The following is a 15095-nucleotide window of genomic DNA, read 5'->3' on the forward strand; positions in this document are numbered from 1 at the left end:
CGAGCGGTATGACGCCCTCCGAAACCTGCTATTTGGCTGCCGAAGGGCTCGATAAGCAATCGTGTGCTGGGCGTTTGGTTGTTCGGTCCGAACGCCGTCATCCATTAAACTGAACCCCATCCATTGATGGAACCTGTGGAGTAACTCGATGCCAACCACGAACGCAGTTGCCAATGACATCATCACCGCTGCGCTGATGGAAGCGCGGACGTGCTTGGACGAATTTCTGAACAACCAAGTTGCGCTCGATGCAATCGAGTTGGCGGCCACTGTCATGGGCTCGGTTCTGCGTCAAGGCGGACGAATCTATGCGTGTGGCAATGGCGGATCCATGAGCGATGCCATGCATTTTGCCGAAGAGTTGACTGGCCGTTTCAGAGACACGCGGCGGGGCTTTGCGGCTCAAGCCATCAGCGACGTCGGACATATTACTTGCGTCGCAAACGACTTCGGGTACGACCAAATTTTCTCGCGGTATCTCGAAAGCCATGGTCGCGCTGGCGACTGCCTGCTTGCCATTAGCACAAGCGGATCAAGCGCAAACGTTATCAAAGCGGCAGAGACCGCAAGGAATCAAGGGCTGGATGTGATCGCTTTGACAGGTCGGAGCGGCACGGTGCTTGAAGCATTGAGCACGGTGTGCATCGTCACTCCTGGCGGTAAGTACGCAGATCGAATTCAGGAACTGCACATCAAGGTGATTCACATTCTACTGGAGTTGATCGAGTTCCAATTTCTTCGACCATGAAGAGCCTTTTTGAGAGCGACATGTCACGTTAAGCATCGACAGGTCTTTCATTTCAATTACACGGTAGGTGCTAGCACGGCAGTTCCCCAAGTACGGTTCCGTGGATGGCCTTTTGAGTCGACACCCGGAGGCGAAATGCGAATCATGTGCCGTTGCGTATTTTGTTTTAAAGTACCGCAGCGTCGGGCAATACCAACTTCGCCTTCGCCATCCCCGCCATCCTGTTGTTAGGTGCGGTGGTCTGGTACGCCAGCCCAAGATCCAGCTCCTCGTCCCGTAGGCACATGCCAAACAGGTGGTTTCGGCTGCGCGATAACGTGTTTCCCCTTTGATTTGTAGGCAAGAAATGAAGCGTCTGCTGTTGCTGTTTTGTATGAGTTGGTTTTCGTTAGGGGCTGCGATTGCGCAGCCGTTGCCCGCCGGATCGGAGGAAGGACCACGCCAACTCTGGCAACTACTGGATTACGTGGCTGTCGACTACGGCGGCGCTGTTGATAAGGGCGCCGTGATCAGCGAGGCTGAGTACGCCGAGATGGTCGACTTCACCGCGAACGCGGTGACACAGGCTCGCGGCCTTCCTCCACACGCATCGAAGGATACCGTTATCGCTGCAGCCGTATCGCTGCAAGATGCCGTGAGCAAGAAGAGTGACGGCGCGGAAGTCAGCCGATTGGCACATCAAGCTGAGGCGCTACTTATTGCGGCCTATCCGATTCCTGTAGCGCCCAAGACTGTGCCTGACTTGAAACAGGGAGCAGCGCTATTTCAGGCGCAATGTATGTCTTGCCACGGCTCGAAGGGTGCGGGCGACGGGCCGCTTGCAGCGAATCTGGATCCCCCTCCGATTGCGTTCACGGATCGCGAGCGCGCCAGCTCGCGAAGCGTGATGGCGCTTTACCAGGTCATTTCCCAAGGTGTATCAGGCACTTCAATGCCAAGCTTCGCAGCGTTGTCGGATGATGATCGCTGGGCACTCGCTTTCTTTACCGGGACACTTTCCCATGACGACGAAATGCGGAACCGCGGCGAAAAGCTCTGGAAAGACAATGCAGCCGCGCGCAATCAATTCGCGGACCTCTCCGCAGTTACCACATTGACCGAGGTTGCAGCCGCCGCACGGATCGGTGCAGAAGACGCTCGCGACCTGACCGCCTACCTGCGTAGCCATCCGGAAGCTGCTTTCGAAGCGGGCAACACCGGCAGGCTTGCTTTGTCCCGCACTCGGCTGAATGAGAGCCTGAGTGCTGTGCGTCAAGGCGACAAACAAGCAGCCACACGGCTCGCCCTATCAGCCTATCTCGACGGCTTCGAACCACTGGAGCCTTCGCTTGGAGCGCGGAACAAAGCGCTCCTTACCGAGGTGGAAAACGGCATGCTCGGGTACCGATCGGCGATTGCGAATGGAACGCTAGCCGAGGCCGAGGCAGCGGCGCAGAAGTTGGACTACCTGTTTGCGGACGTCGAAAAAGAACTGGGCGGGGATGCGGCGTCGCCACTGACAACGTTCTTGGGCTCCCTTACCATTTTGCTTAGAGAGGGTCTTGAAGCGCTGCTGATCGTCGTTGGCATCATGGCCTTCCTGAAGAAGGCTAAGCGACCGGACGTTTTGCGCTACGTGCACGCAGGATGGGTTGTAGCGTTGCTCGCTGGCGGGCTTACCTGGGCAGTTGCGACCTACTTCGTGACCATCAGCGGTGCAAGCCGCGAAGTGACAGAAGGCCTGTCATCGCTTTTTGCCGCGCTCGTTCTGCTCAGCGTCGGGCTTTGGATGCATCAGAAAAGCGCGGCTGGACGCTGGCAGGACTACCTGAAGGAAAAGCTGTCTTCAGCCATGTCGAAACGTTCGGCATGGGCGTTGTTCGGTCTGTCATTTATTGCTGTGTACCGCGAAGTATTCGAAACAGTGCTCTTCTATTCCGCGCTCGCTGCTGATGGGAACGGAAACGCGCTCTTGGCAGGCCTCGGGGTCGGCGTCGCTTTGCTGGCGGTTCTTGCGTGGGTGATGTTGAAGACAAGTGCTCGTATGCCAATCGGCAAGTTCTTCAGCATCAGCTCCATCCTGATCGCCATACTCGCCGTCATCTTGGCAGGGAAGGGCGTTGCCGGACTGCAGGAGGCCGGTTGGGTGGGTGCTACGCCGATCGCAGCACCGCGCATTGATTTGCTCGGCATGTATCCCACTGCTGAAACAGTCATCGCCCAAGTCGTTGTGTTGCTGATTGCGGTTCTTGGCTTTGTGCTGAACACATACAAGGGACGACAGGCACAGCCCGCGCGTTAAGCTGGGGCTTGACCTTAAAGTAACTTCATGGATTTAAATAGCGCGAGAGCAACTCAGGAACCTGCGATGAAGCGCACAGTGTTTAACGTCCCAAAGATGGACTGCCCGTCAGAAGAGCGCCTGGTGCGCATGGCTTTGCAAGGCCAAACAGAGGTTCAGCATCTGGAATTTGATCTCGGCGCGCGGCGGCTCGCCGTAGTTCACTCTATGGCTCCCGATCGTTTGCTTGACCTGTTGGTACCGCTCAGGTTCGGGGCAGCCATTGCGGAGACGACGGACGTGCCTACTCAGGTGGAGCGGTCCGTGTTCGACGTTCCGAAGATGGACTGCCCGTCAGAAGAGCGGTTGATCCGTATGGCGCTCGATGGAGCCCCGGTCGACCGGCTGGATTTCGATCTGAATGCGCGCCGGCTGACTGTCTTTCATCGTGCATCCCCTGAGGAAGTGCTGGCGCTTCTGACCCCCCTGAACTTTGGCGCAAAGCTGTCGGAGACAGGGCCAGTCGCAGCGACAGAAGCTACTCCTGTAGAAACTGACGAGAAGGGCGAACGCTCGACATTGATGATTCTGCTTGTGATCAACGCCGTGATGTTTGTGGCTGAGTTCGCAGGAGGCTTGTGGGCTCAGTCGACTGGCCTGATTGCCGACTCGCTCGACATGTTCGCAGACGCTGCTGTCTATGGCGTCAGCCTCTACGCCGTTGGAAAGGCAGCATCCTCTCAGGCAAGCGCGGCGCGCTTGAGCGGCTACTTCCAACTGCTGCTCGCTTTAGGGGCCTTGTTCGAGGTCGTCCGTCGGTTCTTTGGTGGCAGCGAGCCCGAGGCGCCAGCCATGATGGCCATCTCGCTGGTTGCGCTTGTCGCGAACGTAGCCTGCATGGCGCTGATTTCCAAGCATCGGACGGGCGGTGTTCACATGCGTGCCAGCTGGATTTTCTCTACCAACGATGTGATTGCCAACACAGGCGTCATCGTCGCTGGCGCCTTAGTCGCATGGACTGGGTCACATTACCCTGACTTAATAGTCGGGTTGTTGATTGCCCTAGTCGTGCTCTCAGGTGCAGTACGCATTCTTCGGCTCGCCAACGCGAATAACCAGCCGTCAGCACCCAAGGCGTAGAGCTCTAGTTTAGACCGGCGCATGAGCGCGTTTGCTCGCCTACCGCAGACGCGGTGCGGTAGGCGACTGGCCCCTGCTTAGCGGTCATACACAGCCTTAAGTTCGCGGGCAAGCACGCCAAAGGAAGCGCCAATGCCTCCTTTTGGAAAGGGTATGTAGACTACTCCTGACAAGTTTGTGGGGATGCTCACCGCCTCTTCATGTAACAGGCACACGCGCGAGCGCCCGTACTTCGCTTGGAAGAAGCCGACTTCATGCATCACGTTCTCTCGTGCGCGCGCTCGGCCATCTGCATCTACGTCGTCTCCGCTCATAACGATCACTGCACTGTCGCATCCGAAGGCATTTTTCTCTAGCTTCTCGATGATTGTTTGGCCCGCGTTCGGCTCCTGCGCGAGTTCTAATGTCGATAGCCCTATATCTCGCTCGATATAAGCCTGGACCTCACGCCAGTCGTTCGATCTTCCGTGGGAAATGAAGACTCGCCTAAGTGCGGAAAGCGAGGCCGCAGATGGTTGAGAAAGCTCGCTATTTGCACGGATCTCAAGCACTTGATCAATATCACGAACCAGCCTTTCTAGTTGGTCTCGTCCATAGTTAAACCTCTTCGGCGCTTCTCGGTCTGCTTGATAAAGTTCGGTCGTGGGGTCAGTGGCAACCGGCTGGAAATCCGCATACAACGCAGGTAACAGCTCTCTCAACATATCCACAAGCGCACCTGTTTGTTTGAAGTAGTAGCCCACCACATCAGGCTCAAATGAGCGACGGAGTTCTCCGCCTCGCGCGACGTTCACTTTTTCTGCCAAGGCGGCGGTAGCTGCCTTTTTTATGCCAGCAAGTTTAGCCATCGTGATTGCAATATCGCTCAATCTCCCCTCCTGGGCGCTGTTGGTCCTGCCATATTACCGCGGCCGTTTAGAGACGAACCGCAGCGACTTAAATGTCAAAATTGCATGATCGCGATGCATGCACGGACGCACTTACCGGCAAAAAAGGCCTATCGACGCCCCTAGGCCAACGCATGCGCAACCGTGGCACATCGTTGAAACTGCTATGACCAGTTCAGCAGTAACAGGATACGCCCACGAAAATTTTAGCCGCTAAAGTTATTCTTAGGTCTCCGGCGCGCCAGCTGCCTCCAACGAAAAGTACCGTACATACTGCCCAGTTATGTACGGCTCTGGCAACGACTACCAATGCGCTTCTGCAGCTTCCACTGTTCAGCTAACTACATGTCGACGTTAAAGCACTAGCGTTTACACCCTGAAATCGCATAGCAGCGCACCTGCCCAAGCCAGTATGCGAACAAGGGGCGTCGCTATGTCAGAAAACATAACGTTGCGGCACTTTATGCCTAAAACCGTGGGCAACGCGTAGCCGTTGATGTGGCGAGCGTCCAGTGGGTGAGCGTAACTTTACATCCAGAAATGACATAGACAATCGGGGCTACTGGATAGAGGTCGTCGAGATGCAGAAGGGTGCGTTTGGATGGACAGCGAGCGCTCTCGCTCGTCACGATGCATCTCTGGCGTGTATTCGAGTTTCAACCGGTCGCCGTGCGGGACCGAGCTCGAAGCGTTCACCATTGCCGTGAAAAACGCAAAGCATGAAATCGTAAGCCTGCCACCGGCACCAACGACCTCGCTGCGGATCTGCCGCAGTGAACCGGAAGGCCCCAGGGTGTCTGTTCGGTAAGTCGGTGGCGAAGCCGGGCCCTCATGCCGCATTGCCATGGCCGCGAGCGAGGGGAGGTGACAGCGGACGATAAAGACGAGCGGGCGGCCTGGAGCGCGGAGAATCTCCTGCGCGAGACCTACGATGCCGGTGAGCCGGGCACCGAGCTATTCCTGGTAACCCAAATTTTCGGACCGGATGGCAGCAAGCCGCTACGCTACTGCCGCACCGTTCACTTGGTCCCGGCATCAGCGCCAGCTCTAGGGTTTTCCACTACGTCCCGCGATTCTATGCGGCGAACGTAATGGATCGGGACGGCTATAGCCTCGAGTCCGTCTACAAGAACTGGCAACAGGTGTCGTCATGAGCCAGCTACTGATATACGGTGCGACCGGATACACCGGCAAAATGGTCGCTTGGCACGAAATGCATCGACGAGCCAGATGTGCATATGCCAAGATTGCTGTGTCCAAAAAACTCTAGAGATGAATACATGCCGAATTTAAAAAGTGGGCGCAGTGTAGGAATCACACTTGAGCCTTATATGGATAAACTTAGAAAACCATCCATTGACTACATTTGGGCAACTCACGGGTACTTCAGGCTTTGCATAAAGAAGCCCTCTGATTTGTTGAAGTTTGCATCAATTTTTCAAGGCGATGATCCAAGTTTTAAAAATCCAAAAGCAACGGGATTTTCGGTTGACGACCTCCATAAAGGAAGAGTTAGTTGGTCTAAAGAGGATTTGCATGATTTTAATGAATGGCTGAATTCCAATTGTGATTTGCCGCCATGGCTCAATGCACAATTCAAGCAAGCCAAATATATCGTTGACCCAGTTATATTTTCGCACCCATTCCCATCAAACAAAGACGTGGCAATCACTAGGGAGCCCGTGATTGAGGACAAATGCCAGCAGTTTCAACCTGCAGCCAAGATTGCGAACGAAGAAATTGAGGACAAGGAATTTAGAGAGCTGGTTGTTGAGATGAGGCTGCTTGGGTTTAAGCATAGTAGCCAGTTGTCGGAATATATTGTTGCCATCAGCTTGGAACAAAATACCGGAATATATCAGGGGTATTGCAAATGGAACAAGACGGGGCTGCGTGGAGTTTCAGTGGTGGCTTCCCGTCCAGAATTTATGCCAAACTATGTTATGAGTTAAATTTGTCGAATCAGGGGTCAAGAGCAAAGCCAGTTGGCTTCGAATCGTTTGATGCTCTTGAAAAGCGTTCTCGCAACAAGTAGGAACTAAGCGCAGCACTCGGCTATATGTCGCTTAGTCAATTAATTTGGTTATGGTTTAAATATCCGGGTTGTTTGGTTAATTCTGGCTATCTGATTAAGCACTTTTGGCCCATAACGGTGATTCGAGCTTGCCCGGCATAGAAACATCTCCAAAGTGTTTGGCGAACTAATCACGCTGATCGAGCCCGACAAACGGGTCGGGATGCCCGATGCACTGACCGTGACGCTTCCTTACTCGAGACTCGACTTCGGCGTACCGGCAAATCTCCATATTGGGGGCACGATGAATACCGCCGATCGCTCGATCGCCGTGCTTGATACGGCGCTACGGCGTCGGTTCATGTTCCGGGAGATCGCGCCGGACGCCCAGCTTCTCAAGCCAATCGATGGCATCCCGCTTGGCAACGTGCTGACGATCATCAACGATCGCGTCGAATATCTCCTGGACCGTGAACACCGGATTGGCCATGCGTTCTTCATGAGGTGCAGGCATCGTGACGACATCGACGCCGTGATGCGTGACCGGGTCATTCCGCTGCTGCAAGAGTATTTCTTCGAAAACTGGAGTCGTGTGCAGGCCGTGGTCGGCGACGGCTTCATCGGCAAGAGAATGATCAAGGCCCCGCCTGGCATCGACGGAGATGCCAGGGAGAGCTGGTTCGTCCGTCATGCATTCACGAGCAATGCCTACCTGCGCCTGCTTGACGGGACGACGCTGCCTGATGTTGCCGGGCATAGTGAGACGCCCGAGGCCGGAACATCGAGCGGAGTCCAGGACAAAGCAGCGTGATGCACCAAACGATTTTCGAGTGGGGAAAGGCGTCGTTCCGCTCTGACGGCTTTTCCGTGCAGCAGGCAGACCGATTGCTTGCTGCCGCCCGTGCGCATCCCCTCGCGGATAAAAACGGCAGCAACATCCTGTCCGACAGCAGGCGCTTTCTGCATGCCAAGCAGATGGTCGGCGTCATTGCCGCGCCGGGGTGCAGCCTGGAAATCCTCCCGAAGGTCGATCCCGGCGATCCCGATGAAGCGAAGTTCACTGTTCGCCGGCGCCTGGGCGGCTTGCTGGCGTTAGCACTGGACATTGACCTGCGTGCGGGCAGTTCGGCCGCGATGGCGCATGACGAAGACAGTTTGCTGGAAATATTTATTCGCAATTTCGCGGACCAGTTGCTTACCCTGCTGCGTGCGGGCCTGCCTCACGCCTATGCGTCCAGAGCCGACGATCTGCAGGCATTACGCGGCCGGCTCGATGTGCTCAGGCAATTTACCTTCAACGCCGTCCGGCCGGATCGGCTGGCTTGCCGCTATGACACGTTGACCCACGACACGCCTTTGATGCAAATCATGAAAGCGACGGTCGTCTTCCTTATACCCCTGAGCCGCTCGGCATCAACGCAACGGATCCTAAGCGAACTGCGATGGAGGCTGGCCCCGGTCTCCGACGTCTTGCCGGCTCGCCTTCCGTGGGCCCGGGCGGTGCTGGACCGGACCAACAGCCGGTGGACCAACGCCGTGTCACTTGCTCGGCTCTTAATTAAACGGGACTGGCAGGGGACGCGCCCCGATACCTATGGCGCGCAGGGGTTAACCCTGCTTTTTCCCATGCATACCCTGTTTGAAGCGGCGGTTGCCGCCGTGCTGCGCCGCGTCCTTGCCACCTCGACCATCGAGGTGGTGGTGCAGGGTGGCCTGCGCTACTGCCTCGGCGAACCCAGTGATGGTGCCCAGTGCAAGGGGGAGTGGTTTCAGACGAAGCCAGATATCCTGCTGCGGCGAGGCGGAAAAGTCCTCGCGGTGATCGACACCAAATGGAAGCGCCTGGGCTCCGACCCCTTGGTCAAGAAAGGCGGCGTGGCCCAGTCGGACGTCTATCAGATGATGGCGTACGCCCGCATTTATGCGTGCGAGCGGCTCTTGTTGCTTTACCCCGCGGTTCCAGGCGGGGCGAGCGGGGTGATGCGTACGTTCGGAATTCACAGCGGCACCGAATCGTTGTCCTTGGGATGCCTGGATGTGTCCCGCCATGCGGATGACCTTCGATCTCAACTTAGGGATCTGATTCGGCGGGTAGTGCCTGAATAAGCGCTAAGGCTGTGCCTCAGTAGAATCGAAGGCTTTGAAAACGACTTGCAGCCTAGCCAAGTGCTCGGGGTTCACGGGTATTGCCAAACGCTTACGGATCTCGCGCAGTTAGTGGCAGACGCCATGACGCTAACGGCCAAAAGCACCCGTCGGTAATGACGGTTTTCGCCCGCGGTGCTGCATAGCCAACGAAGAATTGCTTGCGAGCCTGGCGGGTAGTCATTCGAGGGACTTCAGCACATCGCCAAACGACGTGGCACGGACGTAGCGCGCCGGGTTCTCCCCGGACTGTAGTGCGGCGAAGTGAGCCTCCCCACAGAGCATCTTGGCGTCTTCCTTGCTGCGCAGGTCGTCGGTAAACAGGCTGCTCTTGGTTTCGACGACGAAATACAGCCGCTGAGCGCCGTCTTGGTCGAACAGGATGGCCCAGTCCGGATTGTATGGCCCCAGCGGCGTGGGCACCTTAAACCAGCTGGGTAGCTTGGCATAGAGCACCACGCCCTGGTTCTTTTCCAACGCTTCGGCGAAGTCGCGTTCGGTGGTCGAGTCGTAGATGACGTGCTCGTGGATCGACCGTTTGGTATCTAGCAGCATGTTGCGCAGGTAGCCCGTCAGCTCGTCCTTGGCGAACAGCTCTTGGGCATAGAAGTGCTCATCGCCAATCTTTTGATACCTGATGCCGTCCACCAACGCCAGGCGCTTGCAGCGGTTGATGATTTCGGCGGTCTGCTCGATGAACTGTTGCGGGTTGCGTTTGAAGTCGTCCAGCCGGCCGCTCTCGGTCAGGATGGTGATGATGCTGCGGCGGGTGAGCTGTGTGCGATCCTGCAAGTCGGTCAACAAGTCCGGCAGCTCTATGTCGTTCTCATTGAGCACCACTGGTGCCAATACGCTCGTCTCGGTAGCCTGAACGCCGGCCTTACCGATGGCAATGTCAGCCTTGCGCCACTGCAGCCGCGCTTTGGCGATGGGCGGTGCCTTCTGCAGCCCAGTGATGCAGTTCTGCAGTAGTTTGGCGTTGTCGAACTGCACGCGGTAGGTCGTCTGGTGTTTGATGCGGTCCCACAGCGCCTTGAAATCTTCGGACAGGTAAACGGCCTTGCCGTCCTTGTCCTTGCGCAACGGCGCCGCCTTGCGTTCGTCGGCGTTCTTGACCTCCAGCCGACCCGACACCTTGCGCAGCACTCCAGCAATCTGGCCGCGCTGAGCCTCGAAGGCCGGCGGCAGCGCCAACGTGCCGTTCTTCAAGGCCAGCCTCAGCGAATCCTGCACCTTCCCTTTGGCATCGACATGCCCGGCCGCTTTGAGGTGATCCCACAGCGCCTTGGACTGTTCCACACCCAGCGGCGTCAGCGTGCCGTCGTCCGCCTTGATTGCGATGCCAGCGAACTGGTGCTGCTCCAACACGCCAAAGCGGATGCCCGTGTCGGCCTCGATTTCCTTCTGCAGGTTCTCGGCGAACTGCTCGTAGGACTCGGTGGCGATGACCGTCAGCCGGTTGACCTCGAAGCCACGCACACGCTGGCCGTTCTGGTCCACGCATAGCCGCAGGCCCCGGCCGATGGTCTGCCGGCGCTCGCGCTCAGTGCCCATTTCGCGCAGGGTGCAAATCTGGAACACGTTGGGATTGTCCCAACCTTCCTTCAGCGCCGAGTGCGAGAAGATAAATTTCAGCGGCGTCTTGATGTCGAGCAGCTTCTCCTTGTCCTTCATGATGAGGTTGTAGGCCCGCTCGGCGTTGTCACGGTTGCCGGCGTTGTTCTCGGCCGTGTCGGACCAGCCGCCCTTCTTGTCGATGGAAAAGTAGCCGTTGTGCACGTCCTCGGCGGCGCTAGCCAGATCCACTTCGGTGAACAGGCTCTGATAGGCCGGGAGCTTAGCCGCACGCCGATACTCTTCTTCGAAGATGCGGGCGTAGTCACCCTTCATCGAGTTGCCGTCCTTGTCGTACTGGCGGTAACGCTCCACGGCGTCGATAAAGAACAGCGACAGCACCTTGATGTTCTTTGGCCCGAGCAGCTTTTCCTTGTCAAGATGTTCGCGGATCGTGCGGCGGATCATCTCGCGCTGCACAGCCAGCGCATCGACATCGCCGTAGGCTTGGCCCACGGCCAGCATCACTTCGCCGCCCGGGTAGCGCAGCTCCAAAAACTCTTCGCCCTTGGCGGTGTTGATTTCGCCCACGCGAAAGTCAGTGTAGATCTCGCGGCCCTCGGCGGACTGCTGCAGGTCGTCGCCGTCGCGGACCTGCACCTCTCTCGGCTTTACCCCCGTGGCGGTCTTCACGTGAAGCTCAACCTTGGCACTAATGGCCTCGCGCTTGTTGCTGACCGAAACCAGTCGCACGTAGGGCTTGTTGTAGGCGTCCTCGATGGTGGCCGCCGCCACCTCGATCTGCTTGACCAGCTTGCGTTCGTAGGCATCCAGCGCATCCAGCCGGAACACCATGTGGTGCTTGATGGCGTGCGTGGCCGAGTAGCGCAGTGTGCACAGCGGGTTCATGGCGTCCAACGCGGTCTTGCCGGCGCCCGTCAGGCCGCCGTCCACGCTCTGCGGTTCGTCCACGATGACGATGGGCCGGGTGGCCTTAATGAGGTCGATGGGCTTCTCGCCGCCCGTCTTCTCGCTGTCCTTGTAGAGGTTATTCACGTCCTTCTTGTTAATGGCGCCGACCGTGACCACCATTACCTGAATGCTGGAGCTTGTAGCGAAGTTACGCACCTGCCCCAGCTTGCTGGAGTCGTAAAGGAAAAAGTCTACCGGCACGCCGGCATAGATGCCCCTGAAGTGCTCTTCGGTTATCTGCAGCGACTTGTAGACGCCCTCCTTGATGGCCACCGAGGGCACGACGATGACGAACTTGGTGAAGCCGTAGCGTTTGTTCAACTCGAAGATCGTGCGCAGGTAGACATAGGTTTTGCCGGTGCCTGTTTCCATTTCAACAGTGAAGTCGCCTGAGGCCAGCGCGCTGGATGGCGCTAGGCCACCACGCAACTGCACGTCGCGCAGGTTCTGCAGTAGCTGGTCATCCAGCAGCGTCAGCCGGTTGCCGACGCCAAGGTCGGCCTCGGCGACGCCTAGCGTCAATTGCTGGTCCGACAGCTTCATCGTGACAGTGAACTCGGTGCGGCAGATCTCCTGCCCTCGGAACAGGTCGCAGACGGCCTCGATGGCCTGGAGCTGGTAGTCGAGGTTGGGTTCGAAATGGAGTTTCATCGACCGGCCCTCACAGACTGCGGACGGTCTGGATGCCGTTCTGGTTCAAAATTGCGGCCATGTTGGTCTTGGCCACGTCATCGACAAAGGCACTGTCGCGGAACACGCACGTTGCCTCGCCAGCTGGCGCCAATTCCTTGTGCCAGTCGATGATGTCCATCGCGACAGCTTCCACTTCGGTGGCCGCGATGGAGGTCGCCAGGCAAGCCATCAGGACGCCGCCGCCCACCGCGTGCACTTCTTTGCCCTGAACGGTACGGTGCTCGATGTTGACGCAAAGATCAAGGCCAAGTTTGATTAATAGTTCGCAAAGCACATCATGTTCGGTTCGCCCTGCCTCGATATGTTCTTGCTGGGCAAACAACGTCTGCTCAAGGCTCCTTGCATCAGGATTCCAAGCCTTGATGTTTGAACTATCCAGCACGTAGGTGCGAAAACCGATGTCTCCGACAAACAGTGGATTGTTCTTTCGGGTCTGAATGCCGGCCCTACGGATGCGATCAACGGTAATGTCAGCAATCGACTTGTAGCCCCTTGAAGTCACTACGGGAAGTGGCTCAGGCAACTGAACCAAGATGCACCGACGGGTGCCCCCGTCCTCTGCGTTTTGCTCCATTGCAGCTTGAAGAGTGGTGCCAGAGCCGGCGAAGAAGTCTAAGACCAGCGCATTTTTGTCCGCTCCGATCTGTAGAACTCGTCTCAACAAGCGAACCGGCTTTGGCGTGATAAATAGATCATCGCCAGCGTCAGCCTCCATCAATTGAGACAATTCCTGTTTTGCATGCCGGGTGCTGCCAACATCTTTCCATGGCCAGTAGGTTTGCGGAACGACGCCGTCCTTTACTTCAGACAAGAAGCGCTTAATTCCAGGTCGGTTGTCGCCGTTTGCGCCCCACCAAATCCGCCCGTCTTTATCGAGCTCACGGAACTTTTCCTCACTGATGCGCCAGTAGCTTCCTGCAGGCGGGCCAGAGATGATTTTTCCGGACGGTGTTGTTATGGGGTACCTACCCTGGCCATAGAAGTTACGTGCAGCTAGGTCCCCAAGCAACCATGGACCGCGCGGATCGTTGTCGCTGTTTTTATATCGGGTGATCATCTCGTGTGTCCTTGGGAGCGGACACGGGCGCCAGGTGTCGGCGTCCCTTGCGTAGATCACGATGTAGTCATGGTCTTCGCTGAGATGGACGGCCGAATTCTTGGGGCTATCCATCTTGTGCCAGACGACAGTCGCTATGAAATTTTCAGGACCGAAGATCTCATCCAGTACCTGACGCAGATTGTGAACTTCATGATCAGCAATACTCACGAACATCGCGCCGTCCTGTGCGAGTAGCGACCGCGCTAGCTTCATCCGTGGGTACATCATGTTCAGCCAGTCCGTGTGGAAACGGCCGCTAGACTCAGCATTGCTAGTGATAGGCTTTCCATCGAGGTCGAGTTGCCCGGTTAGCTCTTTATAGTTACGCATACTGTCGCGGAAGTTGTCAGGGTAGACAAAGTCCCTCCCCGTGTTGTATGGCGGGTCGATGTAGACCAGCTTGACCTTGCCGGCGTAGCTTTTATGCAGCAACTTGAGAACTTCAAGGTTATCGCCCTTGATCATGAGGTTCTGAGTCGAATCCCAGTCCACGCTTTGGTCCCGGCACGGCCGCAGGGTGCCGGTGCTGGGCGCCAATGCCAGCTTCCGCGCCCTGCGCTTGCCGTGCCAGTTCAACCCGTACTTCTCTTCGGCATCGGTGGCCGTTTGGTCGCCTACCAGTGTCTTGAGCACGTCCACGTTCACGGCGACGCCGCTTGGGCCTTCAGTGATCAATTCGGGAAACAAAACCCTAAGCTGTGCGATGTTGTCGGCCATCACGTCGGCTGACTTCGCCTGTGGGCTGTGGGCTTCTAGTTTTTGCATGGGCTTCTTCGCTGCCTCGTTCGAGTTCATTCAAGAGTTTTCAAAGTTGTTCTCTCGCCGACGCCAGCTCGGCGCTAAGGCGCTTGAGCGCAAGGTTCAGGTCCACCTGCCGCGCCATCTGCTTTTCCTTGGCCGCCAGCGCCCGCAATCGAGCGCCCTCCCGCTCCAGCCGTTCGCAGGTGCGCAGTGCTTCGCGGCGTGCAGCAGCCTGGACCGGTGTACTTGCGGCGGTGAAGGTGCCAGTTATCTTGGCCGCGTGCCAGGCGGTCAGGCAGTCCAGCCAGCCCTGGTAAAGGGCCATCAGGTTGGCCTGGGGCTGGCGGGCCAGGGCCACCGCCTGCATAAATGGGTGTTCAGCCGTCAGATCAAGCGCCAGGTCCACCGTGGCCGGCTCGCCATCTAGCACCACTTTGCTGGCCTCGTTCTGTGCCCAGCGCTTGTGCGCCAGGGACAGAAACATGCCCTGCGGTGCGCCCAGCAGCAATAGCACGGGGTAAGGTACGGCGCGGTGCACCAACTCGGTCAGGCGGGTGATGTTGGGCGGCTTGGTGGCATTGCCGCCGTCTCCCTGCGGCGCGTGCCGTGCGGTGACGCACAACACCGCCACCTCTAGGTACTCGCGCTCGCCGTCGCGGTAATCGGCCACGCCGACGGTATTGGGCTTCAGCGCGGCAAGCCACTGCACCTCTTCGACGCTGTCGTTGATGAGGCGTTTGTCGGCGCTGGTTGGGGCGCCGTTCTCTACCAGCATCTTCTTTGGAACGCGCTGATCTACGCGACAACTGGCCGGCAGGGCCAGTGCCGAGACCATCAAGCTC

Annotated in this window: 10 protein-coding genes and 1 pseudogene; 7 read left to right on the top strand and 4 right to left on the bottom strand. The window is 57.5% G+C overall.

The window, feature by feature from the left end:
- Nucleotides 1-148: 148 nt before the first annotated feature.
- From ACNANG_RS26415 to ACNANG_RS26425, 3 genes are all read left to right on the top strand, one after another.
- Nucleotides 149-748 carry an SIS domain-containing protein gene (locus tag ACNANG_RS26415; RefSeq protein ID WP_407792302.1) on the top strand — a complete coding sequence of 200 codons (600 nt, stop codon included), beginning with the start codon at nt 149-151 and terminating at the stop codon, nt 746-748.
- Between the two features lie 346 nt (nt 749-1094).
- Complete coding sequence (locus ACNANG_RS26420) at nt 1095-3029, top strand: FTR1 family protein (RefSeq protein ID WP_407792303.1); 1935 nt, start codon at nt 1095-1097, stop codon at nt 3027-3029.
- Between the two features lie 207 nt (nt 3030-3236).
- Complete coding sequence (locus ACNANG_RS26425) at nt 3237-4148, top strand: cation transporter (protein WP_407792418.1); 912 nt, start codon at nt 3237-3239, stop codon at nt 4146-4148.
- 77 nt (nt 4149-4225) lie between these two features.
- Here the strand turns inward: ACNANG_RS26425 and ACNANG_RS26430 are convergent, their stop codons facing one another.
- The gene (locus tag ACNANG_RS26430) at nt 4226-5017 is read right to left on the bottom strand and encodes a TIR domain-containing protein (RefSeq protein ID WP_420227701.1); all 792 of its coding nucleotides are present in this window, start codon (nt 5015-5017) and stop codon (nt 4226-4228) included.
- A gap of 1076 nt (nt 5018-6093) precedes the next feature.
- Between ACNANG_RS26430 and ACNANG_RS26435 the strand changes: the two are divergent.
- From ACNANG_RS26435 to ACNANG_RS26450, 4 genes and pseudogenes are all read left to right on the top strand, one after another.
- Nucleotides 6094-6189: pseudogene (locus ACNANG_RS26435) on the top strand (VOC family protein); the annotation flags it as partial.
- A 126-nt stretch (nt 6190-6315) separates the two neighbouring features.
- Nucleotides 6316-6987 (top strand): hypothetical protein, encoded by a 672-nt coding sequence (locus tag ACNANG_RS26440; protein WP_420227702.1) that lies wholly within the window; start codon nt 6316-6318, stop codon nt 6985-6987.
- A 237-nt stretch (nt 6988-7224) separates the two neighbouring features.
- Nucleotides 7225-7860: a hypothetical protein gene (locus ACNANG_RS26445; RefSeq protein ID WP_407792306.1), complete on the top strand. Its 636-nt coding sequence runs from the start codon at nt 7225-7227 to the stop codon at nt 7858-7860.
- Entirely contained in the window at nt 7860-9155 is a 1296-nt protein-coding gene (locus tag ACNANG_RS26450) for an McrC family protein (protein ID WP_407792307.1), read from the top strand. Before ACNANG_RS26445 ends, ACNANG_RS26450 begins: the two co-directional genes overlap by 1 nt.
- Nucleotides 9156-9374: 219 nt before the next feature.
- Here ACNANG_RS26450 and ACNANG_RS26455 read toward each other — a convergent pair whose 3' ends face one another.
- The 3 genes from ACNANG_RS26455 to ACNANG_RS26465 are packed head-to-tail and all read right to left on the bottom strand — an operon-like array spanning nt 9375 to nt 15088.
- Complete coding sequence (locus ACNANG_RS26455) at nt 9375-12371, bottom strand: type III restriction-modification system endonuclease (RefSeq protein ID WP_407792308.1); 2997 nt, start codon at nt 12369-12371, stop codon at nt 9375-9377.
- Nucleotides 12372-12381: 10 nt separating this feature from the next.
- A complete protein-coding gene (locus ACNANG_RS26460; protein ID WP_407792419.1) occupies nt 12382-14277 on the bottom strand; it encodes a site-specific DNA-methyltransferase in 1896 nt (631 codons plus the stop codon).
- Nucleotides 14278-14317: 40 nt separating this feature from the next.
- Nucleotides 14318-15088, bottom strand: coding sequence for a DUF4391 domain-containing protein (locus tag ACNANG_RS26465; protein ID WP_407792309.1), 771 nt, complete (start codon nt 15086-15088; stop codon nt 14318-14320).
- Between the last annotated feature and the right edge of the window lie 7 nt (nt 15089-15095).

The organism is Pigmentiphaga litoralis (assembly GCF_048632615.1).
Lineage (GTDB): Bacteria > Pseudomonadota > Gammaproteobacteria > Burkholderiales > Burkholderiaceae_B > Pigmentiphaga > Pigmentiphaga litoralis_B.

Coding starts and splice junctions, on each gene's coding strand:
- ACNANG_RS26460 (WP_407792419.1), bottom strand. CDS start 14,277: ATGCAAAAACTAGAAGCCCACAGCCCACAGGCGAAGTCAGCCGACGTG.
- ACNANG_RS26450 (WP_407792307.1), top strand. CDS start 7,860: ATGCACCAAACGATTTTCGAGTGGGGAAAGGCGTCGTTCCGCTCTGAC.
- ACNANG_RS26465 (WP_407792309.1), bottom strand. CDS start 15,088: ATGGTCTCGGCACTGGCCCTGCCGGCCAGTTGTCGCGTAGATCAGCGC.
- ACNANG_RS26440 (WP_420227702.1), top strand. CDS start 6,316: ATGCCGAATTTAAAAAGTGGGCGCAGTGTAGGAATCACACTTGAGCCT.
- ACNANG_RS26420 (WP_407792303.1), top strand. CDS start 1,095: ATGAAGCGTCTGCTGTTGCTGTTTTGTATGAGTTGGTTTTCGTTAGGG.
- ACNANG_RS26425 (WP_407792418.1), top strand. CDS start 3,237: ATGGCTCCCGATCGTTTGCTTGACCTGTTGGTACCGCTCAGGTTCGGG.
- ACNANG_RS26415 (WP_407792302.1), top strand. CDS start 149: ATGCCAACCACGAACGCAGTTGCCAATGACATCATCACCGCTGCGCTG.
- ACNANG_RS26455 (WP_407792308.1), bottom strand. CDS start 12,371: ATGAAACTCCATTTCGAACCCAACCTCGACTACCAGCTCCAGGCCATC.